Below are 22273 nucleotides of genomic sequence, written 5' to 3' on the forward strand. Positions count from 1 at the left end.
TCTAGAGTAAAAGTCTAAGCTAGACTTATGAAAAAACAACACACATAAGTGCAACATAGCTGCACTTGTGTGTGTTGCTTTAAATTATTTTTCATGTATATCCATCTTTGTACAAAAAGAAGTATTTCATTCAAATATTAGTTTACTTCGGGATTAGTATCAACTAATATCTAGATCTTGAAAACCCCGAATATGATTTGGCTACTGGAATCTTTATGGATATTCATTTTGTTTTTTTGAATATACGGAACTTTGCCAATAACATTACAAAATTCCGATTTATCTAACTTCCGATACAAATTGATATTGGATACTTACGGATATTGACCATTAACAACCGGTTGAGTCAATGAATTGAAGTTGCTGGCAAAAAAGCGTATAATCAGAGAAAAAATTATCAAAGCGTTAAACTGATTAATATTCAATATGAATGTTATATTTATCAAGAAGGCCAGCAACATTCGATAGTGAGAATTTAGCTCCTTTTATCCGGTTATTTTCTGGATCTATGGAATAACCTGAAGAGGTGCGCAAATCAACTTTTTCTAGAATCGTACGATCAAAAACAGCCTGAGTAAGATTACAGTTTTCAAAAACAGATCCTGTCAGGTCAGCTTCGACAAAATCAACTTCCATCAAGGAAGTGTTTTTGAATAGGGTTTTCTTAAGTTTGACTTTGTAAAAAGAAGCGTGATTCATTAGGCAATTCTCAAATCTAATGCCTATACCAAAAGGATCACAGGTATCAAATCTCCCACCTAGTAGCTTAGATTCTTTGAAAACCACATCGCGAAAGGCGGTTTTGTGAAGCTTGGCCATACTAAGGTTACAATTCAAAAAAATACAGTCTGTGAAAATAAAGCCAGAAAGGTCCTTTTCAGAGAAATCACATTGATTGAAGGTACAATTTTCGTACTCAGCTTTGGGCAGATCGCTATTCCTAGCGATGGTCTGGTCTGATGTGTAACTATCAGTCATATCATTTACGCATTTTTTGTGTTCAATTTTGAGCTTTGTTCTCAACATGACCTGGTACTGTAGCTGCAAGCTTATTGATCATTCCTCTAAAAATAAAACCATGAAATGGTAATACAGCGTACCAATACAACCTTCCATAAAGGCCAATAGGCCTAAAGGTAGCCGTCTGAGTGAGTATATTGTCTTTGTCAATCTTAAACTCAAGCCATGCCTCTCCAGGTAGCTTCATTTCAGCATAAAGAAGAAGTCTTCGCTCTTCTCTATCGGCTATCATTACTCTCCAGAAATCAAGCGCATCGCCTGTAAATATTTCTGTATCACTTCTTCTTCCCCTTCTCATTCCTACGCCACCGAATATTTGATCTATAAACCCTCGAAGCTTCCACAATGCTGTACCGTAATACCAACCCGTCTTACCTCCAATTTTCCAAATTTTGTCAAGAGATGCTAAACTATCCTCTAAAGGTAGCGAACGCGTGTCTTTGAAGCAACCATTTGTAGGGACTTCTACAAATTTGGAAAAGCCACTCTTGAAAAGCTCACTGGTCTGTGCATCTTTCCAACTGGAAGTGACTTGGTTCTGCTCAATTTTATCAAATGCCAATTGAATCGCTCTATCATAACCCAGAAGATTGATGTTTAGCATAGATGCGAGATCATTTGGTTCGCAGACCACTTCTACTTTCATACTGTTCACCAGATTCTTGGCCAATGAATACGAAGTAGATGTGATGAAATACAGCCAATAGGAAGAAATCGTAGGGCTCATCACTGGCACAATACCGATGCGCCTCTTAAGCCCCCTGGCTTTAGCAAATCGCAGAAGCATTTCTTTATAAGTTAGAATATCAGGCCCGCCGATATCATAATCCTTGTTGAAGGTTTCGTTTTTGTCAATTACACCTATCAAAAACTCTATAACATTTCTGATAGCTATAGGCTGACATTTGGTCTTAAGCCATCTGGGAGCAACCATGATGGGGAGCTTCTCTACCAAGTCACGTATGATTTCAAAAGATGCACTACCAGAACCCACAATGATACCTGCCTTGAGAGTAGTGAGTGCATATTTTTCACTTGAAAGTAAAGTCTCTACCTTTTTTCTAGAGGAAAGATGCTTCGACAGTTCCTCCGAATTACTTATTCCACTGAGGTAAATCACCTGTCTCACGTTTGTTCTTTCTATTCGGTCTTTGAAATTCTTGGCGCAAGTCTCTTCCAAATCTCCAAAATTCCCGCTTTGAGTTGACATGGAGTGAATTAGATAATAAGCTAATTCTATGTCATTGGGGATAAATTGCAAGCTATCTTCTTTCAGAAAGTCTACTTCGATTACAGAGATATTTGGAGAATCGTATTTCTTAAGGTTAAACCTATTGCTATCTCTCACGCAACACACGACAGTATGTCCATTTTCTATCAGCTCTGGCAGTAGACGCTGCGCAATATATCCAGTAACTCCAGTGAGTAAGATTTTCATAAATGTGTATTTAAGTCAATTTACCACCATCTCCAAGGTTCAAAATTTGAGGGTCATTCAATTTAACCAAGCAATGATTGATACATTCAAAGAACTTAACCCATATAACCTAAGAAGTGTTTGTCTTGCTTCCTTGGGTTGCTTTGGCTATAGCCACTTCAACTTTTACTTCACAATGATAGAGAACTCTTGGATAGAGGTGGGTAACGGTTGCAGAAATGCTAAAATCAAGTCTATTTGAGAAAATACTTGCTCCATTTTTTTTCTTTCCAAAAAATAAAAATTGAGCCTATCGTAAAGATAGATGCAGTGGCAATTGCAACCATGGTATAAAATGGACGGTCGGGTATTCTTACGATGAGTTCAGATGCAAATGCAGCATAGAGACCCAAAACTGAATAATACATAAACCAAAGGTGGAACACTTTATTTTGCTTCTGAATACTCTTGATCCAAATAGGTAACATACCAGCCAAAAGTGTAACAAAACCCACAATGGCCAAAACATGAAAGACACCAAACCTGCCTGTCAAGTTGAAAATAAAAAATGCAGAACCACAAACCAATACCATAAAAATCACATAAACATAACCTGCACACTTGTGAAGTTTAGTTCCTTTTGGTATGTAAAGGACAATTCCTCCAGCAAGCATAGCTATCAGGGCGCATAAAAAATGAAACCATCCTAAAGTGGTATTTACTAAATTATACATAGTCGAATGCTTTTGATCTTGATTTGAACTTAATCTGCCACCAGATTATCAATGGTGTATAAAGCAAATACACAAGACCCCCTGCCAAAGATGCCCAAATAAATGAATATCGATTGATCACAAGTGTGACCAAAATTGATAGCAATGGAATCGAAAACATGATAAATAACCTCCACCTTTGAGAAGAGGTGTAAAATACTTCAAATTCATTAAGTGCCAACTCATGTTTTATCTTGAATGCTCTTTGATAAAACAAAAACAAGATAAAGTATAGCGCAAAAGCTATAAAGCCATAATAAATCATCAAGCTGGGAACTTGATTGCCTTCTATGGTTACAGCTATATCAGTATAAAAAAAATAGTTGGTAAGGTACAAAGTCAAAAATCGAAGTGGGTAGACATAAAAAATTATCAATGCTATAAAGATCGTATTCAAAAACGCAAGCATAGAATCATTCAGGGTGTAAACTTCAGAGAAATAAAGGTGCTCATTCCATATCAAAATGATAAATGAAATACTAATCAAAAATGCCGGTAATGTTTTGGTAAAAGTCAATAGATCCTCGAAAGAATTGGGATTGGTGAGATTGAAAATAAGTAATGTGATAGCTATTCCAAAGACAGCATCCGTCAAATTGTCTAGTCTTGAAGCATTCTGGCCACGATAAGCAATCCTCGGATCATGGCTTCTATTTTTAAACACTTCATTCCTCATATTCTTAAGATATTGATTTTCAGCACAAAGTATGAAAAAAGAACCGTAATTTTAATTAAAATATAAAAATTAAAATTGGCTAATTTGTATAACATGAAAGTAAAAATATAACATCTAGTTTTTAAACCCCAACTACTAGTAGGAGTCTTATGGATACGGACTAAAAAAAATGGCTTTATAAAAAATACTTGTCTAGGCAATAATAAGGAAAATCACTTTTCAAAAAACCCAAATGTTAGGATTGGGGGATCTTTTCTTCTACCATAATATTTCCAAACTTATCAAAATAGGTGACAGTCATATTAATCATATGTGTAGTCCATTTTTGAACTCCTGAATCTGCTGCTTGCTTACAAAATGTGGGATAGTCTGATTGGCCTTGCTGATGTATTGTAATCGCTTGCTTGAGTTTTGTGGATGAGCTTTCTTCATTTAAAGTTAATGATGGATATTTAGAATTTCCTTCTAAGACAAAATTGTCCCTACCAAAAAACAACGTACTACCATCTGTTACAAAATTATCATAATGTGAGACACCTATTCTTTTAAGGTCTTGAACAAATCGGGGGAAATCCTCTCCAGTTTTTACTTTATTGAAAGCCTCGTGTATTTGCTCTATCGTAAACATGCTTATTAATTAATCGTGAAATCAGTCTTTTTTTAAAAATTCAAAAATCTGGTATCAAAATTAAAAGAAAATTTTTTAAAAAGCTTCTTTTGCTAATCGTTAAGATCGATAGAACAACTTATGGTAGGTAATCGGCAAAAAACCTTCTGCATTAGATGATCTAACATCTTAAACCTCAGGATGTGAACAGCCCCTCACAAAGAGGACTAATAATTAAAAAATTGTTTTTAAGATGCGTTACTTACCAAATTCCTTTGAAGACTTTTTGGTAAATTTGAACGCTCAACGAAAGATTTTGAACCTGTGAAAAATGAATAAAAATCTGAAAAAGCTGCATATATTGGAGTCAAATTGGTATTCATCTTTCTTCCGTTTTAATGTAAATGTACACAGTTTAAAGGTACGTTTCCGCTCTTATATTAGACCTTTTTCTGATTTTTACTTTGGAGGTTTCTTAGGGTTTGTTTTTAATGGTTTTAAATCCAATTATGTCGTTTTTTGGTTTCTACTATATGAGCAAGATGATGGTTTCCATGCCATGCATACAATCCAATATTCTCATCTATTCTAAACGTTTTGCCTTGTTCAGGATGAATAAATACCCTTTCTAATTGATCCTTGGTCAGGCTATTCAATAAGGAAGTCCATCTTTCGTGTATACCTTCTAGCATTTTTAAGGAAGGGTGTATCGGCATGTTTTTCGTGTCAGTTAATTCTGCCCAAAGTTCCTCAAAGTATGGTTTTATTACAGGCTGGTCCTCCGTTAGAGCCAATTTCAGTCGAATCAAGCTATTCATATGGCTGTCAGCACAATGATGAACCACTTGTCTTAATGTCCACCCATCTGGCCTATATGGTGTGTCAATCTGTGGGTCTGTCAGGTCAAGAACCTCTTTTGAAATTCTTGCTGGAAATGTTGAAATATCAGTAATCCACTCTTGTAGGTGGCCTGATGTAATCTTCACTGGTTTTACGAACTTTCCTATGGGAAATTTTAATTTTTCGATGTCCATATTAATATTTCTGATTATACGCTTTTTTGCCAGTAACTTCAATTCATTGGCTCAACAGGTTGTTAATGGTAAATATCCGTAAGTATCCAATATCGATTAATAACTGGATCTTAAAAACCTCAAATATGACTTGATTACTGGAATCTTTACGGATATATATTTTATTGTTTTCACTTTATTAATTGTATGCTGGGTTTTGGATTTTACCGTTTCTATTTATTTTTTTGCTTTCAATTTTTCCTAAAGTTAGTGGACAATGGCACTTGTTTGGTAAAACAATGAATACCTCCTCCTTCCCAGTTATATTTCATAGCGTCTATCCACACAAGGTCTTTATCTGGATAAAGTTTGGTGAAAATTCTTTTCACTTCTTCCTCCTTTTCTTTTGAGCCACCTACATGGAGATAGGTAGGCAATAGAACTTTGTCGTTTGAAACAAGAAAATTGAGATATGAGGAGGCTGCTACCTGTGTAATTGTATCTCCAACTTTATAGCCATCAGATGCTGTAAACAATGAAATGCCCACAGTAGTATCACTAGTCGCCCAACCTTCGACTACTACCACAGGCCTGTAAATCAAATCCGGCAAGGGTAGTTTTATGATATTGAAAGGTTGCCCGTTTTGATCTTTAGCTTGTTTGAGAATTTGGAAGGTTTCGTTTAATCGTTCATAATTCCCTTTGTTGATCGGATGCTTGTCCCTTTCATTTTCGTCAACCCATGCCAAAAGAATAGTGGTTGCATTGGCAAACCTGATATATTCATCCGTATGTCCATCAGTACCTGCTCCAAAGTATCCTGGAATAATGGTGGCAATATCAGGTGGATCTTCCATTAGCCCCTTACCTACCCATACAAAGTTGCTTACATTAAGGGTTCTTCTCAATTCATTTTCAATACTGTCTTTGGGTATCCCATTGTTGTATTTCAGCATCCAATATTCATTGAGGAGGATAGTCCCTTTTCCGTTCACTTCAATAGCTCCACCATCAAGTGTCAGACAAGATGAAATCACTTCGTGTCCGTTTTTGATTGCCAAAATACTGTCAACTTTTTGATTCCTTTCCAAAAATGAAGCATATTCTGCTGCCTTGCTTGCTTCTATACCACGTGCTATCAAAAATTCCTTGTATGCCTCCTGAGCTGCCCACTTGAAATCCACTACCTTTTTCTCACCCCTACCGTTGAGCAAGTATACTGGTCCAATATCTCTGGGTGCCATAGGGTTGTTCATGGGTAATGAAATAAACTCATAATCATCAGGAGAAATATTTTTATTCAACAAGAAGTCTTTAAGTACTTGTACATTTTCACTGGTGTCACTTAAAAAAATGATCGGTGTAGTTCCGTTCAGGGCATAGACAATATCAATAATAAAAGGCCAAGCCTCTCTTTTCCACTCAGCCTCATATCCCCAACCTATGTAGATTGCTTGGTGAGACTCCCATTCGGCTGGATAATAAAAGGCAGTATTGTCATTTTCTTCTTTACAGGAAAAAAGCATAAAAATGATTATGGGTAAAAGTAAATGTTTTGATCTCATAATCTTATATACTTTTTGGATTGATGGTGGTAATTGATACATTCTCCGCTCACGGTTGTCAAATACTCCCAAGCGGAATTTTTTATGATTTTCATGCAAAATCTTGATCATTCGATTTACCAAATCTCATTGAGGGAAGCACGAATTCCAAACTTCCCTATTGGCTCTATTGACATTACCGCCTAAGGATGAGTCATTTACCTAATTTCTGCTTATTTTTAGTCATATCAAAATCTTTTATCATGAAAACTCAAAAAAATCATGGTGGACACGGTAACCCAAAGTGAATCTTCCTAAACACATTTGATTAAACTAGTTTCTTTCTTTATAGTCTAAGTATGTACCAAGTGGTGCTGACTAATGGTAATCAGTAATAATCAAAATTGTAAATAACTGAAAATCTGCTTATACCAAAAGCTTAGGATATGAAGCCTTCACCAAGGATATTCGTTTCCATCAAAGTTTAGGAATTTACCACTGTCACTCATAGAAACTTTTGAAATGATATTGATTAAAATGTTTGTTACCGCTTGCTCTGTCGTGAATTGAGCTTTTTGTCTACCCATGTCCGTTTGAACCCAACCCGGATTTACGTTTATGCAAATGATGTTTTCTTGTTTCAATTCGTTTGCCATTGATTTGTTCAATACATTTAATAAGTTCTTACTGCCAACATAGCCATAGTGTCCACCAAAGTTCTGCTGCTTCTTGTGCTTTTTCTAAATCTCTTGCAGTCAAAATTACTTTGTAACCTTCTTTGCCAAGCTGCTTGCACCATTCAAAACCAAGTCCTTTGTATGCACCTGTAACTAATGCTGTCTTCATGTTTTGTCAATTGTTTTTTATGGCCACATGGAATTCTCCACATGACAAACTTATTTATCTGTTTCCGATTACCACACGTGTGATGTCTCCTTTTTCTTTATATGTCAACCAAAGAATGTAAGGTGCAAATAAAACTATGCCAAGTACCATTGCTACTAATCCCAAAAGAATTGACTTATTATTAAACTTGTTTCTCCACATTATCCAAAGACCTGAAAGGAGAAGATAGCACATAAAGTCAAGATTAAACTGTCCAGACCAGTTCAGTGAAAACACATTTTTAACGAAGACACTAAATAAATCTACACCATCTGTTTGAATTGCAAAAAAAGTGTAGGTCAAAAGTCCGATTGTTTGAACGATTAATAACGTTTTAAAAAGACTTATTTTATCCATGATATTAAGATTTGAGTATAAACGCAAAGATACTAGTAATCAAGTTATCTAAGATGTTTTCAAGATTCAGAAATTAATTGATATTGGATACTAATAGCATTTGATCCAGAAGCTCAATTTTATTTGTATAAATTACTTCCACTGGAGTAAATTCGGATATTCAAAAGGCGGTTTTTGCAAATTTGATTTTTTTTTCAAAAGTTACTTTTCATCGATAAAAAACAAAGCCGTTTTGGTATATTCTTCTCATACTTCGCTGAGGATTTATGAGGCTAAACTTTATTAAAACAAAGAAGTGTGATAGATCATTGAATCCATCAAGGACAGCAGACAGGGATCGGTAGCATGGATTTTTTGCTGGCGGGAGTTATGTTGGTGATTAAAGCTTTTTTCTCTGGTGTTCTGTCATTCCGCCCATTACTTTTTCCATTATTTTCACTTTTCCCCATCTTGGAACTGTCCGAAGTGAATATACCAAGAATTTAGTCAATAATCCTGGTAAGACAGTAGTCTTTCTTCCTAATGCTTCTAAAATTGGAACTCCTACTTGTGAAGGCGTAAGCGACATTGACATTTTCATATTTGCTCGCTTACTAAATCCACTTTCAACTGGGCCTGGTGCAGCAGCTAAAACATCAACTCCCTTTGATTTTAACTCAACAGCAATTCCTTCAGCTAGTGTTTGTACGTAGGCTTTGGTTGCAGCATAGTTTGCAGAAAAAGGTGTCCCTTGAAAAGCCACCATTGAACTCATTAAAATAATTCCTCCACGGCTTTGATTAGCGAAATGTTGACCAAAATAGTGAGTTAATGAAAGTAAAGCTTCACAATTTACTCGAAGCATATTGATTTCTGAATGAAGTGAGCTATCAATAAAATTGCCTGACGTACCATAACCAGCCGAAGCAATCAAAAGCCCAACTTTCGTACCCTTAGTAGCTTCAATTATTTGGTCGATTCCTTCTGCTTCGGAAACATCAACATTCACAATTTTAATCTCAATAGATGTGTTTGCTTTCAGGCGGTTTTCTACTTCTTGCAATTTATCTAAATGCCTTGCTATAAGCACAAGATTAAAACCTGCACTTGCTAATTGTACCGCTAATTCTAAACCAATACCAGACGTTGCCCCCGTAATGACTGCCCATTCTCCATATTTCGCTTTTAGCCTCGCTTTTTCTTTATCTGATAGTTTCATTTTTTCCTTGTTTAAATGTAAATAATGGTTTGCCTTGCAAGGCTTGAACAAGCGTCATTAATGCGAGAAGTCCGTATAGAATCGATACAAAAATGGTAGCTTTTGAATTTTTGAAAACATAAAATGAGAGAATAGGTAAGACTTGTAAGGCGTGCATACCAATAAAATGAGAAACTCTCAAATCACCTGCCTTCTTGCTCCAACCTACTATAAACCAATTTGAATTGTCATTTATTGCCCCAACTGTATGACTCAATTTTGAACCCATTACAAAACCTTCAAAGGAAAAAACCACAAAAATTAAAATACCCAAACGAATTGCCCAAACATAATAACTCGGTAAATCTGGGAAGGACTGGCTGAAAAATAAAAACCCGACATAAGCGGTATATAGTGTCACTAAAGTAGCCGCCAATGCCATTACTGAAAACATTGTAGCGTAAAATGGAGACGATAAATTGTAATGTGAGGTAAGTCCTTTGCTTGCCATTATGGTGATATATACTATCTCAAAACCCAACAATAAAATGACAGTCCAATTGAAAAGAGCAACATTAAAACTGGGAAGATAATAACAATACCAAGCCATTGCCCAAGCAAATAAGAAAGTGGAAAAGGCAAATTTAAACGGCTTGTAGTATGCGTTCACACCATACACTTGTGTCGCAGTTGTTTTAGTCAAAACCAAAAATAAAAAAGCAACTCCCAAGCAAACTAAACCGAAGTAAAATAAGGTTTCGTTTCTTGTTTTTAGATCTTGAATAAACGCTACCATAGGTTTTCGTTTTTAATTTTGAGTTCAGCAAGCCATATGTCGTGCAGTTTTTTTAGTTTAATGGGTTGAAAAGTCTTTTCAAAAAATGTGAGCCAATCCATTATGTGTGAAGTATTGAATTCTACTAGGTTATCAACATAGAATTTGCTGCTTTTAGGCTTATATTTTGCTGGCAACTCAATGGTGACCTCTCTGTTTTCTTGGGCAAGCATAGAAAATATTGCACCAAATAAGGCGACTGCGAAAATGAATTTTGTCATTACCATTTAATTTAAAATCATAATGCAAATTTCAGCAATCTATAAAGCTTTAAACGATAACAAATGTTTAGACTTTCGTGCCGATAGCTATCGGGAAGCTTTTTTTAATCGGCTTAGATGAACAGGAGTGATTCCTAAATAGGAAGCAATCATATGTTGAGGAACTCGATTGTGAATGTTTGGAAATACGTCAGTAATATTATCGTATCGTTGTTTTGGTGTCCTCGAGAAGGTATTTTTGATGCGATTGTCTTGGTAGATAAAATAATATTCTGCAATAAGTCGACCCATTTTTTCACCTTCTTGTAAATTTTTGTAACCCCATTCAATGGCCGAACGGGACAGAATGACTACCTGTGTTTCTTCAAGTGCCTGCAAGGTATAAAAAGAAGGTTGCTTTTGGATAAAGTTGGAATAATCCGAAATAAATTGATTCTCTAAGGCAAAGTGAACCGTGTGTTCAATTCCTTCATTATCGGTAATCATCACTCGTATCAAACCTCTATTGATGAAGAAAATTTCGTTTGGTACCGCATTCGGCAGGCTCACTGTTTCGTTTCGTTTGAAAGTTTTAGTAGAACATTGACCAAGGAAGTCATCAAGTTCGACTTCCGATATCGAAATCATATGTTTCATTATTTGTCTAATCTGCTCCAATTTTTGTGTTTTATTTAAGTCGATTATTCGGTTTTCAGACTTTTACCGCCAATAAGATTCTGTTTGGAAAGAGTGGGCCTAGCATACTATATGATTGCAAATCTATGATAAGGCAGGCATTCGGAACTGTTCCTTTCCAGACTACTCTTCCTTCTTAAAGATACTAAACTTTCTATTTACTTTGAATGGCCCGCTGAATCCAAGGGGATGTTGACGGTCCGTCTTTTAAACCCACTCCTTGTAATTTGAAGTGGTCTAGAAATGCTAATGCCAATTGCGGATTTAACTACTATACATGGTGCAAAAGACATTATTAAAGTTTCTTTTTGCAAGGTCACTTTTATGGATAAGGAAGAACAGATCACCTGCATCACCAAAATGAAAGTCTTTGACAGCAGGGACTTTCAGTAAAATGATCCAATCCATCGGGTTGCCTCTTTGGCCTATGGCTGCTACATGTTCTGGGTATTCATGCTGAGAGAATCCATAGGAATTTATGGCTATATCTTGCTTTTGAAAGGGTTCAAAGAGCTCATTGATTTCGTAGCCCAGGTCATCTTCAAGCAATGCATTTTTAAATCCTTCGGTTGAATTTTTGAGGATGTATTTGTTGGAAGTAACAGCATAAAAATCCGGGAGGTCAGCAAAAGTATATGGGTTTACCTTATAGCCTTCGTACGGAATATCAGAAGTGGTCTCGAAGTAGTCTTCCTCTGTAAAATTCCATTTAGTGGCTGACCCGAGGTGCTTGATATCGCCATCAAAAAACAAAACCTTTGCCGCATTGGACCCACCATACACCTCATGAATGGTGCTTAAGAAAAAATACAACATTCCAGATTTTGGCAGATAGTCTTGCAAATGTGAAACCTTTGCACAGTTGATTTGACCAATAAACTCGTAACAATTTGACTCCTTACCTTCCCGCCAATTTTCACCAAAACGAGGGTATTCCCAATCCTTGGGAAGATCAGGTAACCCCCCGAAACGATGGTTTCCTACTTCTTGGTAATCTTCTTTCGATATAAAATCAAATCCAAGGGCCTTTTTAAGAAGTACTGTAAGGTCATCTTGAAACTTGCGGGGCAATGCATTTTTCCAATAATCAGAAATACTCTTCATTAAAGCGCTATCCCCACTTGCATAAAACACATCATCATCCCATGTAATTGTGCCCAAGCCATCTGCCCCTTTGTAATCATAATCAAAGAATTTGATTTTATAATCCAGCTCCAATTCCAGGTTAGGTATTTTTTCAAATTCTGGGGAAAGATACTCCCAAGGATTATCTTCTAGGTTCAAAAATTTTAGACAAGGTTGATTAAAGATGGCTACAGGCAGGGTTTTAAGTTGGTTATTTTTTAAATTGAGTGAGGTGAGCTTAGGTAGGTCCACTTGCTCAGGTATTAATTCGAGATTGCAGTAGGAAAGGGTTAATATCTCTAATCTAGGCAGTCTCACTATCCCATCAGGAATTTGCTTGATGGGGGCATCGATATGGAGATGAGTTAATTGAGCGAGCTCTCCAATTTGATCTGGGAGAGTCTCTAAATTGGCACTTGATACTACTAAGGTGTTTAGGTTCTTGAATTTATTGATCCATTGAGGAATTAGTTCAAGATTGTATTGCGTATCTTGATTATAGTATGACCCAATATAGAGCATTTCAAGATTCACAAATCGCTCGAAAGTTTCTGGAAATCTGGTGAGGCCATTTTTAAAATCTATTCTATGTACTTTCTCTGAAGGTGCAACTATTAATTCTTCCTCGGTAGTAAAAATGTATTTACTCCAGTCCAAGGTATCTTCATCATAATAGAGTTGGATGTTTATCGGAAAAATTTTATCCCCCTCCCAATTGCCAATGATTTGAATGAGGTTTCTTTTTATTTTAACAACTCCAAAAAATTCCCCATAGCATAAGCCATCCCAATAGGTAGTGAGGTAGCTTGAATGAAGAATTGTATTACTTTCTACTTCAAATTTTCTATCTATTCCGTCATTTCTAAATATGTCTTCGAGTTCAAATCTCAGGGTGACCACTCCCTTGGTGTTATAACGATCTAATACATTATTCTTTCTCAGGATTTTTGCATCCTTGGTTTTTGCTGCAATTTCAATGGAGAGACCTCTAATATGCTCAAAAATCCCAATTTTGGTGTTTTTGCATAGATCCGGTTCATTGATAAAATAAAATTCGTGGCCATCTATACTAAAAGTATTCTCTTGAGCTGTTTCCATTCTTTCAAAAAGGTTGATTGAATTGTATTTTTTTCTTCATTTTCTTCGCTAAAGTTACATTGAAAAAAAGTTCGCCGTGAAAAGAAATTTTGAAGTGTTTTGGGATTTCAAGAGAAAAGATGGCGTTTGCAATCTGATCCTGTATGCCCATATTTTGTTGTCATTAATTTTTATAACCTGTTGAATACTCTTTATACTATCCAATTAACTAGTGGGATATGGGATATTAAAATGAACAAAGCTAAAGTCAACAGCTATTTTTCAATAATAATGTACCATCCTGCATTTTCCTCATTTCCATTATATTTATTTTGATACAAAAAAACTACTTCCTTTCCCTGCGTATATTCTTTCGGAACCCTGTAGGAGGACACAACCGTTTGATACCCATGAGACTCACTTAATTTACAGCCTGTTTTAAATATAATATTCTCTTTTGCGAGTTTCAGCTCCATGAAGGCTTCACCTATCCATAACCAATTTAGTTCCACACCTCCGGTTGTACTTCCAATACCTGCGAATGGATTGAGCCTAGACCAATTATACGTTTGTTTTGCAAAGTAGCGGATGTATAGCGCTGAGGGTTTCTTGGTAAAATAGTTGGATTCTAGTTCTTTTTCAACCATTTTCCAAGAAGTGTGATGTGGATTTTCTTCACTGGCTAATGTTCCAAGAATCTCACCTTTTGCATTGAATTTTACCCATTCCCGATTATCAGTAATAAGCTTAATGCCGAAAACGCCTTCACTTGGATTGTAAAAAACATGAGAATATATTGACCCTGGATACTCTCCTGAATCAATAATAGCTTTTCGTTCTTTTTCTGAAAATAATACCATATCTGAGTTTTCTTCTACTTGCTGATCTGTCACTCTCATAATCTTGTAATGCGCTGTATCAGCTATCAAGTGAAGATGTGAATACTTTTTGAGCCAAATGGAACTTCTGAATTCCCTTATAAATTGGGGGATGAAAACTACTCCTAGTATCAGACTAAAAATTAGAATAGTTATTAACATTGGTTTTTTCATAGTTTAGGTTGTCATGTTTTTTGTTTTTTTATCGGTATCAGTTTTGACTTAAAAAATGCAATAGTGAGCCTGATATCCTATTTTATAGTAATACAAATAGGACCCCAAGAGCACTATAAAAATTTCTTTGTCTGCCATGTTGCTAAAAAATAATTCGATAATCACTGGCTTTTCCATTTATGGCTAAATTTCAATTACGTATGATGTTATTGATTTTAAAACAGTTGATTTGGTATTCTTAAATACATAAAAATCAGAAAATGCGTATTGTTTTCCGTTTTGCATTTTCATAATTCCGTTGGAAGCTCCTTCTTTTCCATGCGACAAGATTTGGTTAATTATTAATTCGGTAACTTTTTTAGATTTCATTTTTTCTAATTCTTCCATAAACTTATCGATTCCATCAATTTTTCTATCTCCCACTATATTCCAAACAATATCCTCCACAACACATTCGCTAAGAAAATCAACATTTCCTTCTGCAAAGGCAATGTTGAATTTTTTTAAAAATTCCATTTTGGGTGAATTCCCACAAGTTGGGCTGGAAATAATTTTTGTCATTTTTTAATCTTTAATTCATATCCGATTAATTTTTCGATTCTTGCCAATCGGGATTCAGCTTAGAGACGGGCATGTTTGACGCCAGGCAGGTTTTCAGAACCATTCTCTTCCAACCTACTCCCAATTTCTTAAAGATACTAAACTTTCTATTTACTCTGAACCGCCCGCCTGTCTGCCGACAAAGGCAGGCTGTCTTCCAAAATGATGTTATGGCATCATTTTTCTTTTCACGTGGATAAAGGATCAATTCTTGATTGACCACCTCCAGCTTTTGATACTTTCATTATTGTTTCAAATTGTGGCTTCGATCCTGTTGTTGATAAGGCTTTATACAAACTTGGCCTACTCATCCCTGTTTCTTCTGCTATTTTGGACATACCAATTACTTTTGCGATGTGCCCAAGCGCAACAACTACATCATCATTATCCCCTTCCTCCAATACAGAATTCAAAAATTCTGCAATCATTTCTGTATTGTCCAAATAATCTGCAATATCAAATTTTGATGTTTCCAAATTTCTACTTGTTGTAATTTACAGATAGAATTTTCTGACTATAGTAAATGAGTTTTTGTCAGTATTCTGATACACAATTTTGGTTAGTCACTAGCCTAGCATTCATTTAAATACGTACCTTACAAACTTGAAATATGTATAAATTCTATACTATTTAAAACTAAATGTGCCGTAAAAACCCAAATCAGATTCCCTCTTTTGAGGACAATAATCGCAAGAGGCACACCGACAAAAAGTCCTGTTAACATGATGTACCAAAATCCCCCGAGCCAATGCATCAAACCAAACATAGCTGATGTAATTACTACGGTTTTTAATTTACTATATTCTTTCAAAAAAATGGTCATTGCAAAATTCCTATACAGGCTTTCTTCCACAAAAGGAGCTAGGATGACATTGGCTATAAAAAACACCATAGTATGCTTGCCTAATGATGTCATAGCCTCTCCCGCAGGTACATAGTCTCCAATATGCATTTGTAAAATATGCTGCATAGGTGATAAAAAGTAAATATAAGTTATTGCAATGACTGACCCCGTTACAATTCCTCCAATAACATCTATGGGTATCTTACTTTTACATGTTTTCCAGCCATTCTTGAAAATATTAAAACCATATTTTCGTGTAGATGCTAGTAAATAGACTAACATCATTATCTGAGCAAACAAAAGTATAAAAGGAATATTTGAATTCATATGCTCAGTAATAACTGATTGATCCAAGCCAATTATTAAATAATAAGTAATCAGCACGAATAAAATCAACAGAAACCATATGGATGCTAAAATGAGATTCCGCCAAACTGTTCTCAGTGAAGTCATATTAAAAATCTTATTTCATGTCAATGGATTTGTTTCATAAGAGACTGGTAATTGTAAAGCCTAAAAGCGTGGAGTGCTATCCAAAAGAAATATAGTGAAAACACTATTCTTTGACCTACTCCTGGCATGTCAGTAAAGACAAATGGCCAAGCACCAAAAATTATCGTGAGCCATGTCAATGTCAATGAGATAAAAATAACGGGGCTCCAATAGGCGCTTTCTCGCATCAGTTTGGGATAGGTAAATGCACCAATGAGAAAAAAAATGTAGCTTCCAAAACTCCCAATGGTATGAAGTATCATGGTTGTGGAAGTTCTGTCATCAAAATCACCAGGGAAAATTCCAGAAATAGCCATGAACAAGCCACTTAAAAAAATGCCTATGAGGGGTAATCTGCTACTTGTCTTTTGAGCCATACTTTGATAAAGCCCTATCGAAAAAATGGATATCGATACACCCGGAAGAATGTAGCCAAAAATATTCCAATACCACTTGTTGGGTGCGTCTAATGAACCGAGTTCACTGACTGCTTTGGTTAAAAAACTGTACTCCGGTCTTTGAGCGGACATGATCATATAAGTCAGACCTAAACATAAAGGTGCTGATAAACCGATTAAACCAAATCTTTTGTTTTTCATCGTCTTTTTTGAATTAAAATTAAAACGATGTAAAATTCTGATTTTCTCAAATAACTAAAATTACCATATGGTAAAAAATCATTTTTCCCTTCTTATTCTACTTAAACTTTGAGGTGTAATACCAAGATATGATGCTATATGGGATTGTGAAATACGGTTTTGAATGTTTGGAAACTGACATAATAAAACTTCATATCGTTGCTTTGCCGTTTTGGTGAGTAAGTCTATTTGTTGCAATTGTTTATCTATAAATGAAGCTTCAGCAGCTACCGTTCTGATGACGCTTCCTAGAGGTGTGTGTGTAATCTTGTGGTAGCTCTCTTTCGACATTCTGAGCATTCTACAATTTTCAAGAGCTCTTAATTGTAACGGGGTCGATTCATTTGTAAGTATAGACATATAATCTGAACAGAATTGCCCTTCAAAAGCAAAATCTAAACAAACAAAATTGTTTTCTTTCCATAAAAATAGCCCCACACTTCCTTCAATTATAAAATAGAAGTATCGTTCAGTAGTATTCTGTTCTTTAACCACTTCTTCTTTACTGAAAGAGACAACAGAACAATGATGAACAAACTCTTCCCACGCTTCATTGCGAGTTTGATAGTACTTATCAAATGACGATTTTAAAAATTGAATGTATTGTTTGTTGTCGCTCATATAGGTTTTTAATTGGCAGTTTTTTTTTCACTGGTGGTAACGTGATTCAGCTTTGAGCCAACAGGCAGAACTGTCTGACTCAGCCAGGCTTTCGGAAACGTTCGCTTCCAGCCTACTCCAGACTTCTTAAAGATACCAAACTTTCAATTTACTCTGAACCGCCAGCTGTATCCAAGGTGATGTTGTGGTGTCGTGATTATTTATTCTTGTGAAATGAATTCAGCCCAAGAAACTATTTTTGTCTTCTCTATCTTCCCTAATACTAATAAGTCAGAATCTCCTTTTACTAAAAAATCTGCTTTACCATCAATCGAAAGACTCAATAAGAAATTATCTTTTGGATCCCTACATTCATTGATTTTTGATTCCACCCTTATTAATTCTCCAAAAGTTTCAATTTGGATCAGAAGTGTTTTGATATCTGATTTTTTAAAAAATCTTTTGAATTTGGCCCTTTCTGAAACCTCTAAGAACTCTTCAAGCAATTCTTGCGAAAAAATCAGTGTTACTGCCCCAGATTCAAGAAGGACATCCAATTCCTTTTGTCTTTTGGAGATCAAAAAACTTATCCACAGATTTGTATCTAGAATTACCCTTCTATTTTTCATACCGGGCTTTGCGAACTGCTTCAACCTCTTTAGCAATTTCTTCTAAACTTGGGGCTTCATCTGACTTACTCCTGAATTTCTTCAATACTTCAGAAAAAGCATTCTCAGATTTGTCTTTCTTAATCCTTATCAAATCCAAATTTGCCAAATCTTTCAAAAGGGCTTTGGCCTTAGGATTCAATATATCAACTTTAATAGTTTCCATATTTTTATTCTTTCTTAAAGATACGAATTTTTTAAATCGGTGGTCATTTTATCATGCACTATAACGGGATTCAGCTTGGAGACGGCGGGCATTCGGAGCACCTCCCTTCCAGCCTACCCCAATCGTTAACAATATACGAATCTCCTTCTTTCAACGAAACTGTCCGCTGTATCCAAGGTGATGTTATAGTGCGTATTTCCCTATTCAGAGCTCAATGGAGATTTTCACCTTCCCACCCAATCCCTTTTCAACTATTTCATAAAGGGTTTTCAGTGTTAGATTACTTCCATTGTTTTCAACTCTTGAAATATAAGTTCTCTTTTTATCAACTAATTCTGCTAATTGCTCCTGAGTTAGATTCTTATCCTCTCTTGCCTTTTTTAATAGCAAACCAATTTTGAAAGACTCAAAATCCCTTTCTAATTCATCCCTGCGTTCGGTTCCTTTGACTCCATACACATCATCTTTGATTTCTTTCCAGCTCTTCGTATTCATTTCTTTTTCTTTTTACCTTTTTGAACTTCCTTTTCAGCATAATATTCATCCATCAGTCTGGCAGCTTTTTCAATTTCCTTGGTTGGTGTTTTTTGGGTTTTCTTTTGAAAGCCATTGAGAAGTATCACAAGCTTTCCTTCATCAAAAAAACAAAACACCCTCCATATATTAGATGCCAACTGAACCCTTGCTTCATATAGTCCTTTCTTTGTTTTGATAGGTTTCAAGTAAGTCTCCGGAACTCTTTCAAATGTTTCAATCGCTTCAATGACCTTAAAAATCTTATTTTGAACTTTTTCTGTCTGGGCTTTTAAAAAGTTCTCAAAATGGTCCTGATAAGCAATGACTTCTCTTACTTTTTCCATAATACAAATGTAACTTTAAAGTTACTATTTTCAAAATTAAAAAACTGATTGTGCTAGGTTTGGGGTTCTTAATATTATGACTAACGTAATCAAAATCCCTCAATTTGAGCTGATTTCGAGGCCTAAATCCTGATTAGTCAGACCGAATTTATCGATTTGCTTTTTAATTCTTTTAACTAATCCCAACTTTCTTTTCTGATCCAGAAATAGATATCCTTCTGGATTGACATATGGCTCTCCTTTCACTACCATGTTCCAGATAATCACTGCAAGCTTTCTTGCTGTGGCACTGATGGCAGATACTCTACCTTTTCTAAAGCTTATCCTTTGGAAAAAGTCCCTCAAGGGTGTTGAGTCTTTCAAGTTCCCGATGGCATTGGCCGCATTCCTTAAGGCTATTTTAAGTCTGTTGCTTCCTTTCGGTATTTTGCTAGAAAGAACTTTACCACCACTTACTTTATTGTTTGGGGCAAGCCTAAGCCAAGAAGCAAAGTGCTTGGCTGTTTTAAACTTCTTGATTCCCTCCATGCCTACTTCACTCATCAATGCCAAAACTGTAGAAAAGCTCATCCCCTCAATGGCCAGAAGGTCCGTACCTTCAAACATCTGATAGGCTTTTAAATTCATATCGATATCTTTTGGGGTATTCTTATTTACTCTTTTATGGGGTTTTGATTCGAGGTAGTGTTCTCGCTTATTATCATCCGAATCGATGATTTCATTCAGCTTTTTCTCTATCTCCTTATCACAATCTTCAATTTTCATTCGAAGGTGATCATAAGTGTCCAGCTCCTGTTTTAAGGCAAAAAGGTAATCCTTCCTTCCATTACTTTGTAAGGCAGCTGCTATCTCTTCCTCACTCTTTCTGCAATTCCCATGTCGGAGTGAAGCCAGCTTCTTTGGATCTGTTTCGCCCTCACAGATTGCTCTGATGATCAGCAGTCCAGTAAGCCCACATATATCATTTACAACTACATCCAATCGGAAGTTTAATAGCCTTAGATATCTCTGCATTTTCTTTGATGCTGCAGCAGCTGAATGAAGTAAATTTGATCTGTGTCTGCAGTAAGTCCTTAACTCCTCTGTCTGTCCATCAGGCAAAAAACTTCCAGTTAATAACCCCAATGTATGTAGTTTTTGGATCCCTGCCTGACGGCAGGCAGGCACTGACAGTCCATGACATCACTCTTTTTTCCTTTGATATTCTTGGTGAACTTACCATTACAGAGTATCAGATGGAATCCCCGTGAAAGTAATACGGCATAGAGATTTTGCCAATAGGTACCAGTACTTTCCATTGCTATAGTCCTCACATTCCTTTCCTTCAACCAATCTGCCATAGCAAACAAATCCTGGTTGAATACCCCAAATTCCCGAACATCATGCTCGGTTTGACCTACTGCTACCCAGTGGGAGCGACTGCCGACATCACATGCGAAGCATTCATCGACACCAATTAAAAATATCACTAGGAGATAATTCCCGCAGCCTGCGGATTGACGACTTCCATGGAGATAGATTCTTGTTCCATTTGATTAAGAATTGATAGATCTCTCAGGGGATGTGCTTTTGGCTAGAAAATATTCTGAACGGGGTATCTGGCTTTTTAAAGACAAATCCGCCACTGAAATCATCGCAAGCATCCCAACCAGAATGACGCCCGTGCTCTTCGATTACTCGAGGGCAACATTTCTTAAATCGGCCTTGCTGAGAGACCAGTAATTTACAAAAAATCTTGCCATGATGCTGTCCTGCGTTAGCTTACGAAATCAACTTTTTAAAAGTAGGGGGAATTGCCACCAACGGTTGGCGTGTATGTGCAGTAGCGGATTAGAAGCACTTATCTGTCCGATTAGCACAAAGTTTCTTAGAAGCACAGACCTTCGATTTACCACTTCACCCGCTATTGCCACATACACGCTGTTGGCTGGGCTTCTATATTGTTTTCGCTTTGTCAATCGTCTTTTTTACTTTGTCCAAGTCTGAAATTAGTTTTATGATTTCGGGGTCAATCCAAGTCAGTAAGTTGGTTATAGATTTGTGAACCTCTAATGATTCTGTGAAGTCAATGTTGTTACCATTAAAGCAAATTGGTTCGTTATGATTAATTCGATTTCTGAAACGTCTAACCTTATCCAATTCATCATTTACTTCTTTTCGTCCGTGTCCAGCAGGTAATGACTGAAAAATTTGTATAGGTTTTCCTTTTAATAAACGATAATGGTGAACTTCAAATAAATCTGTCCAAAAGCCTAAAGTTTGCTCTGCAATGATTTTCCCGCTTGTGATTGGTGTTCCCGTTTTTAGAAGTCGCTTTTCTGCTTTGTTAATTTCTCTTTTTAGAAAGTCATTTGTTTTTTGCTGTCCAGTTCGTTTGTATGTAAATCTTAAAGAAGGGTCAGACATAAAACCTGTTTTCTGATTAATTATCCAGTCAGGGTCAGTAAAGTGAGAGGTTAAGATGTCATTGAGTCTATTTCGTAAAATAACTTCAAAAACCCCGAGTAATGGATGAAACGCTTGTGAAGTTTTAAGATTTGCCTTATATAGCTTAACTGCTTTACTTGTCGAGTTACCAGTCGCAAGTAAGTATCGATTTACCCTCGCTGCTGAAAAATATTGCCTAAAGTCTCTGAATTTCATTTTTTATTTTGTCAATTCAACAAATATAGTTACTTTTGTGAAGTGATGCTTGGTCAAGCCTCTTATCCTCGGATAACGTAACCAAGTTAAAGAACTAAGACCTGTTAGAAATGATAGGTCTTTTTTTATGTCGGTTTCTGTTGTCATAGCCTTTTGACTAACGCAAAGAAAATCGCTTAATTTAGGGCTTCTTGCTTAATTATTAACTAACTGATAATCAGTAAAATAATTAACAAAAACATAACACAAAAACCCCGAATTTGGCTGTTCCCAGCTTTTTTCGGGGTTTTCTTTTTTGTATTTTAAGG

At 36.0% G+C, this 22273-nt stretch carries 28 protein-coding genes; all 28 read right to left on the bottom strand.

All coding sequences use genetic code 11. The features are described from left to right. Nucleotides 1-414: 414 nt before the first annotated feature. Entirely contained in the window at nt 415-978 is a 564-nt protein-coding gene (locus tag MM214_RS15810) for a pentapeptide repeat-containing protein (RefSeq protein WP_241296874.1), read from the bottom strand. Between the two features lie 22 nt (nt 979-1000). Then, nucleotides 1001-2458 carry an SDR family oxidoreductase gene (locus MM214_RS15815; RefSeq protein ID WP_241296876.1) on the bottom strand — a complete coding sequence of 486 codons (1458 nt, stop codon included), beginning with the start codon at nt 2456-2458 and terminating at the stop codon, nt 1001-1003. Nucleotides 2459-2691: 233 nt separating this feature from the next. Next, a complete protein-coding gene (locus MM214_RS15820; RefSeq protein ID WP_241296878.1) occupies nt 2692-3171 on the bottom strand; it encodes a DUF2306 domain-containing protein in 480 nt (159 codons plus the stop codon). Further along, nucleotides 3164-3886 carry a DUF1211 domain-containing protein gene (locus MM214_RS15825; RefSeq protein WP_241296880.1) on the bottom strand — a complete coding sequence of 241 codons (723 nt, stop codon included), beginning with the start codon at nt 3884-3886 and terminating at the stop codon, nt 3164-3166. The genes MM214_RS15820 and MM214_RS15825 overlap by 8 nt, the downstream gene beginning before the upstream one ends. A 235-nt stretch (nt 3887-4121) precedes the next feature. Then, the gene (locus MM214_RS15830; protein ID WP_241296882.1) at nt 4122-4514 is read right to left on the bottom strand and encodes a DUF1398 domain-containing protein; all 393 of its coding nucleotides are present in this window, start codon (nt 4512-4514) and stop codon (nt 4122-4124) included. 476 nt (nt 4515-4990) lie between these two features. Continuing rightward, nucleotides 4991-5527: a YfiT family bacillithiol transferase gene (locus tag MM214_RS15835; protein WP_241296888.1), complete on the bottom strand. Its 537-nt coding sequence runs from the start codon at nt 5525-5527 to the stop codon at nt 4991-4993. Nucleotides 5528-5757: 230 nt separating this feature from the next. Beyond that, complete coding sequence (locus MM214_RS15840; RefSeq protein WP_241296889.1) at nt 5758-7032, bottom strand: agmatine deiminase family protein; 1275 nt, start codon at nt 7030-7032, stop codon at nt 5758-5760. A 473-nt stretch (nt 7033-7505) separates the two neighbouring features. Next, a complete protein-coding gene (locus MM214_RS15845; protein ID WP_241296890.1) occupies nt 7506-7706 on the bottom strand; it encodes a Rossmann-fold NAD(P)-binding domain-containing protein in 201 nt (66 codons plus the stop codon). A 28-nt stretch (nt 7707-7734) separates the two neighbouring features. Beyond that, nucleotides 7735-7896, bottom strand: a complete 162-nt coding sequence (locus tag MM214_RS15850; RefSeq protein ID WP_241296891.1) for an SDR family NAD(P)-dependent oxidoreductase — start codon at nt 7894-7896, stop codon at nt 7735-7737. A gap of 54 nt (nt 7897-7950) precedes the next feature. Further along, nucleotides 7951-8292 carry a hypothetical protein gene (locus MM214_RS15855; RefSeq protein WP_241296893.1) on the bottom strand — a complete coding sequence of 114 codons (342 nt, stop codon included), beginning with the start codon at nt 8290-8292 and terminating at the stop codon, nt 7951-7953. A 379-nt stretch (nt 8293-8671) separates the two neighbouring features. Further along, complete coding sequence (locus MM214_RS15860; RefSeq protein ID WP_241296895.1) at nt 8672-9490, bottom strand: SDR family NAD(P)-dependent oxidoreductase; 819 nt, start codon at nt 9488-9490, stop codon at nt 8672-8674. Then, nucleotides 9474-10265, bottom strand: a complete 792-nt coding sequence (locus tag MM214_RS15865; protein WP_241296897.1) for a hypothetical protein — start codon at nt 10263-10265, stop codon at nt 9474-9476. The genes MM214_RS15860 and MM214_RS15865 overlap by 17 nt, the downstream gene beginning before the upstream one ends. Next, on the bottom strand, nt 10259-10525 hold the full coding sequence (locus MM214_RS15870; RefSeq protein WP_241296905.1) for a hypothetical protein: 267 nt from the start codon (nt 10523-10525) through the stop codon (nt 10259-10261). The genes MM214_RS15865 and MM214_RS15870 overlap by 7 nt, the downstream gene beginning before the upstream one ends. 87 nt (nt 10526-10612) lie before the next feature. Continuing rightward, entirely contained in the window at nt 10613-11182 is a 570-nt protein-coding gene (locus MM214_RS15875; protein ID WP_241296906.1) for a Crp/Fnr family transcriptional regulator, read from the bottom strand. Nucleotides 11183-11464: 282 nt separating this feature from the next. After that, complete coding sequence (locus tag MM214_RS15880; RefSeq protein WP_241296907.1) at nt 11465-13423, bottom strand: DUF1963 domain-containing protein; 1959 nt, start codon at nt 13421-13423, stop codon at nt 11465-11467. 254 nt (nt 13424-13677) lie between these two features. Then, nucleotides 13678-14295, bottom strand: a complete 618-nt coding sequence (locus tag MM214_RS15885) for a hypothetical protein (protein WP_241296908.1) — start codon at nt 14293-14295, stop codon at nt 13678-13680. A gap of 342 nt (nt 14296-14637) precedes the next feature. Continuing rightward, nucleotides 14638-15015 (bottom strand): nuclear transport factor 2-like protein, encoded by a 378-nt coding sequence (locus MM214_RS15890; protein ID WP_241296909.1) that lies wholly within the window; start codon nt 15013-15015, stop codon nt 14638-14640. A 227-nt stretch (nt 15016-15242) separates the two neighbouring features. After that, nucleotides 15243-15530 carry an addiction module antidote protein gene (locus MM214_RS15895; RefSeq protein ID WP_241296910.1) on the bottom strand — a complete coding sequence of 96 codons (288 nt, stop codon included), beginning with the start codon at nt 15528-15530 and terminating at the stop codon, nt 15243-15245. A gap of 119 nt (nt 15531-15649) precedes the next feature. Next, nucleotides 15650-16183 (bottom strand): CPBP family intramembrane glutamic endopeptidase, encoded by a 534-nt coding sequence (locus MM214_RS15900; RefSeq protein WP_241296911.1) that lies wholly within the window; start codon nt 16181-16183, stop codon nt 15650-15652. Between the two features lie 188 nt (nt 16184-16371). Then, complete coding sequence (locus tag MM214_RS15905; protein WP_241296912.1) at nt 16372-16989, bottom strand: DUF998 domain-containing protein; 618 nt, start codon at nt 16987-16989, stop codon at nt 16372-16374. A 78-nt stretch (nt 16990-17067) separates the two neighbouring features. Beyond that, nucleotides 17068-17649 carry a Crp/Fnr family transcriptional regulator gene (locus MM214_RS15910; RefSeq protein WP_241296914.1) on the bottom strand — a complete coding sequence of 194 codons (582 nt, stop codon included), beginning with the start codon at nt 17647-17649 and terminating at the stop codon, nt 17068-17070. A 200-nt stretch (nt 17650-17849) separates the two neighbouring features. Continuing rightward, a complete protein-coding gene (locus MM214_RS15915; RefSeq protein ID WP_262916650.1) occupies nt 17850-18257 on the bottom strand; it encodes a putative toxin-antitoxin system toxin component, PIN family in 408 nt (135 codons plus the stop codon). Beyond that, on the bottom strand, nt 18247-18462 hold the full coding sequence (locus MM214_RS15920; protein ID WP_241296916.1) for a hypothetical protein: 216 nt from the start codon (nt 18460-18462) through the stop codon (nt 18247-18249). Before MM214_RS15920 ends, MM214_RS15915 begins: the two co-directional genes overlap by 11 nt. Before the next feature lie 204 nt (nt 18463-18666). Next, nucleotides 18667-18957 (bottom strand): helix-turn-helix domain-containing protein, encoded by a 291-nt coding sequence (locus tag MM214_RS15925; RefSeq protein WP_009183299.1) that lies wholly within the window; start codon nt 18955-18957, stop codon nt 18667-18669. Beyond that, nucleotides 18954-19322, bottom strand: coding sequence for a type II toxin-antitoxin system RelE/ParE family toxin (locus MM214_RS15930; protein WP_241296918.1), 369 nt, complete (start codon nt 19320-19322; stop codon nt 18954-18956). Before MM214_RS15930 ends, MM214_RS15925 begins: the two co-directional genes overlap by 4 nt. Before the next feature lie 99 nt (nt 19323-19421). Next, entirely contained in the window at nt 19422-20447 is a 1026-nt protein-coding gene (locus MM214_RS15935) for a transposase (protein ID WP_241296919.1), read from the bottom strand. Next, entirely contained in the window at nt 20435-20791 is a 357-nt protein-coding gene (locus tag MM214_RS15940) for an IS110 family transposase (protein ID WP_241296921.1), read from the bottom strand. The genes MM214_RS15935 and MM214_RS15940 overlap by 13 nt, the downstream gene beginning before the upstream one ends. Nucleotides 20792-21257: 466 nt before the next feature. Further along, on the bottom strand, nt 21258-21965 hold the full coding sequence (locus MM214_RS15945) for an Abi family protein (protein WP_241296923.1): 708 nt from the start codon (nt 21963-21965) through the stop codon (nt 21258-21260). Nucleotides 21966-22273: the final 308 nt, after the last annotated feature.

Origin of the sequence: Belliella kenyensis (assembly GCF_022549675.1) — a bacterium.
Classification (GTDB): Bacteria; Bacteroidota; Bacteroidia; order Cytophagales; family Cyclobacteriaceae; genus Belliella; species Belliella kenyensis.

Bases quoted from the DNA above. Each gene is read 5' to 3' on its own strand.
- MM214_RS15810 (WP_241296874.1), bottom strand. From the start codon at position 978: ATGACTGATAGTTACACATCAGACCAGACCATCGCTAGGAATAGCGAT.
- MM214_RS15815 (WP_241296876.1), bottom strand. From the start codon at position 2,458: ATGAAAATCTTACTCACTGGAGTTACTGGATATATTGCGCAGCGTCTA.
- MM214_RS15820 (WP_241296878.1), bottom strand. From the start codon at position 3,171: ATGTATAATTTAGTAAATACCACTTTAGGATGGTTTCATTTTTTATGC.
- MM214_RS15825 (WP_241296880.1), bottom strand. From the start codon at position 3,886: ATGAGGAATGAAGTGTTTAAAAATAGAAGCCATGATCCGAGGATTGCT.
- MM214_RS15830 (WP_241296882.1), bottom strand. From the start codon at position 4,514: ATGTTTACGATAGAGCAAATACACGAGGCTTTCAATAAAGTAAAAACT.
- MM214_RS15835 (WP_241296888.1), bottom strand. From the start codon at position 5,527: ATGGACATCGAAAAATTAAAATTTCCCATAGGAAAGTTCGTAAAACCA.
- MM214_RS15840 (WP_241296889.1), bottom strand. From the start codon at position 7,032: ATGCTTTTTTCCTGTAAAGAAGAAAATGACAATACTGCCTTTTATTAT.
- MM214_RS15845 (WP_241296890.1), bottom strand. From the start codon at position 7,706: ATGGCAAACGAATTGAAACAAGAAAACATCATTTGCATAAACGTAAAT.
- MM214_RS15850 (WP_241296891.1), bottom strand. From the start codon at position 7,896: ATGAAGACAGCATTAGTTACAGGTGCATACAAAGGACTTGGTTTTGAA.
- MM214_RS15855 (WP_241296893.1), bottom strand. From the start codon at position 8,292: ATGGATAAAATAAGTCTTTTTAAAACGTTATTAATCGTTCAAACAATC.
- MM214_RS15860 (WP_241296895.1), bottom strand. From the start codon at position 9,490: ATGAAACTATCAGATAAAGAAAAAGCGAGGCTAAAAGCGAAATATGGA.
- MM214_RS15865 (WP_241296897.1), bottom strand. From the start codon at position 10,265: ATGGTAGCGTTTATTCAAGATCTAAAAACAAGAAACGAAACCTTATTT.
- MM214_RS15870 (WP_241296905.1), bottom strand. From the start codon at position 10,525: ATGACAAAATTCATTTTCGCAGTCGCCTTATTTGGTGCAATATTTTCT.
- MM214_RS15880 (WP_241296907.1), bottom strand. From the start codon at position 13,423: ATGGAAACAGCTCAAGAGAATACTTTTAGTATAGATGGCCACGAATTT.
- MM214_RS15890 (WP_241296909.1), bottom strand. From the start codon at position 15,015: ATGACAAAAATTATTTCCAGCCCAACTTGTGGGAATTCACCCAAAATG.
- MM214_RS15900 (WP_241296911.1), bottom strand. From the start codon at position 16,183: ATGATGTTAGTCTATTTACTAGCATCTACACGAAAATATGGTTTTAAT.
- MM214_RS15905 (WP_241296912.1), bottom strand. From the start codon at position 16,989: ATGAAAAACAAAAGATTTGGTTTAATCGGTTTATCAGCACCTTTATGT.
- MM214_RS15910 (WP_241296914.1), bottom strand. From the start codon at position 17,649: ATGAGCGACAACAAACAATACATTCAATTTTTAAAATCGTCATTTGAT.
- MM214_RS15915 (WP_262916650.1), bottom strand. From the start codon at position 18,257: ATGAAAAATAGAAGGGTAATTCTAGATACAAATCTGTGGATAAGTTTT.
- MM214_RS15920 (WP_241296916.1), bottom strand. From the start codon at position 18,462: ATGGAAACTATTAAAGTTGATATATTGAATCCTAAGGCCAAAGCCCTT.
- MM214_RS15925 (WP_009183299.1), bottom strand. From the start codon at position 18,957: ATGAATACGAAGAGCTGGAAAGAAATCAAAGATGATGTGTATGGAGTC.
- MM214_RS15930 (WP_241296918.1), bottom strand. From the start codon at position 19,322: ATGGAAAAAGTAAGAGAAGTCATTGCTTATCAGGACCATTTTGAGAAC.
- MM214_RS15945 (WP_241296923.1), bottom strand. From the start codon at position 21,965: ATGAAATTCAGAGACTTTAGGCAATATTTTTCAGCAGCGAGGGTAAAT.